At 62.6% G+C, this 1,731-nt stretch carries 1 protein-coding gene and 1 pseudogene; both read right to left on the bottom strand.

Going from position 1 to position 1,731, the window contains the following annotated elements:
- A pseudogene (locus EOA22_RS32535) lies at nt 1-241 on the bottom strand (hypothetical protein); the annotation flags it as partial.
- A gap of 35 nt (nt 242-276) precedes the next feature.
- Nucleotides 277-1,512: a 23S rRNA (adenine(2503)-C(2))-methyltransferase RlmN gene (rlmN, locus tag EOA22_RS32530; RefSeq protein ID WP_063169553.1), complete on the bottom strand. Its 1,236-nt coding sequence runs from the start codon at nt 1,510-1,512 to the stop codon at nt 277-279.
- Nucleotides 1,513-1,731 lie beyond the last annotated feature (219 nt).

Genomic DNA, 1,731 nt, shown 5'->3' with positions numbered 1-1,731 from the left:
CACCAGTGGCGGCGAAGTAGAACCATCCTCGAAGTGAGAACCGTTCGGCGACAAAGAGCGCCGGGCCGACGATCAACAGCGCGCCGATCATTACGGTCAACACGGCGAGCGGGAACGAGCCAAGCCAGTCGAAGGCGAAAATGATCGACCAGTTGCCGTCTTCGATGCCTTCCAGAAGAGCGATCAGCAGCACCGGCACCAGGATCGAGGTCAGCACGGCGGCGATATAGCCGACCGCCATGATGGCGAGGCGTCTTAGGCAGGCGAAGGGGCGGTTCACGCCTCGCCGTGCCCCGCTATCATCATCGCTTCCAGAGCCAGCCGGTCGACCTTGCGCATGCGCTCGGAGTCGGATTTGAGCTGGCCGCAGGCGGCGAGGATGTCGCGGCCGCGCGGCGTGCGGATCGGCGAGGCATAGCCGGCATTGTTGATGTAGTCGGCGAATTTCTCGATCGTTTCCCAGTCCGAGCACTGGTAATTGGTGCCCGGCCACGGGTTGAACGGGATCAGGTTGATCTTGGCCGGAATGCCCTTGAGCAGCTTGATCAGTCCCTTGGCGTCCTCGATGGAATCGTTGACGTCCTTCAGCATCACATATTCGAAGGTGATGCGCTTGGCGTTCGACAGGCCGGGATAGGCGCGGCAGGCGGCGATCAGTTCCTTCAGCGGATACTTCTTGTTGATCGGCACAAGCAAGTCGCGCAGATCGTCATTGGTGGCATGCAGCGAGATTGCCAGCATGACGCCGATTTCCTCGCCGGTGCGGAAGATTTCCGGCACGACGCCGGAGGTCGACAGCGTGATGCGCCGCTTCGACAGGGACAGGCCGTCACCGTCGGAAGCGATCAGCAGCGCCTTCTTCACCGCTTCGAAATTGTAAAGCGGCTCGCCCATGCCCATCATGACGATATTGGACACTTTGCGGCCTTCGGCCGGCACGATGGCGCCGTCGGGCGTGTCGCGGTCAGGGAAATCGCCGAGCCGGTCGCGGGCGGTGAGCAGCTGGGCGAGGATCTCCTCGGCCGTCAGATTGCGCACCAGCTTCTGCGTGCCGGTGTGGCAGAACGAGCAGGTCAGCGTGCAGCCCACCTGCGAGGAGATGCACAGCGTGCCGCGACCCTCTTCGGGAATGTAGACGGTTTCGATCTCGACAGGCCGGCCGGCGCCGCGCGGCGGAAAGCGGAACAGCCACTTTCGCGTGCCGTCGGCGGAAATCTGCTCCTCGACGATCTCGGGCCTGGCGACGGTGAAATGCTTGTCGAGCTCAGCACGCAGATCCTTGGAGATGTTGAACATGCCGGCGAAATCGGAGACGCCGCGCACATACATCCAGTGCCACAGCTGCTGGGCGCGCATTGTCGCCTGGCGCTCGGGCACAGCGCCTGATGCAACCAGAGTCTCGGCGAGTTCGATCCGCGTCAGGCCGATCAGCGACTGCTTTTCGGGCTGTGCCGAGCGGGCACGCAACGCGTCGCGGGCGCTGTCAGTGGTGAGATCGAATGAAAGGGTCATGGTTGCACTGATATAAGCGGTTTGCGGCCGATTTCACGCATCGTGCCGGAAAGGAAGCGCGGCGCATAGCACAGGTTGAGGGCAGAGTCATGCTCAGCTAGCTTTACGATCTACGATCGCCTTGGAACGACGTCGGCACCGCCCCTCGTCATGGCGGGCATTTCTCTCCCGATAATGCCTGTCTTGCGGCGGCAGCGCGTTTGGCTGATGGCTTCCCCC

Source organism: Mesorhizobium sp. M7A.F.Ca.US.014.04.1.1 (assembly GCF_003998745.1).
In the GTDB taxonomy this organism is placed as follows: domain Bacteria; phylum Pseudomonadota; class Alphaproteobacteria; order Rhizobiales; family Rhizobiaceae; genus Mesorhizobium; species Mesorhizobium ciceri.
This window is presented reverse-complemented; position numbering and strand designations above follow the sequence as displayed.

Bases quoted from the DNA above. Each gene is read 5' to 3' on its own strand.
- rlmN (WP_063169553.1), bottom strand. From the start codon at position 1,512: ATGACCCTTTCATTCGATCTCACCACTGACAGCGCCCGCGACGCGTTG.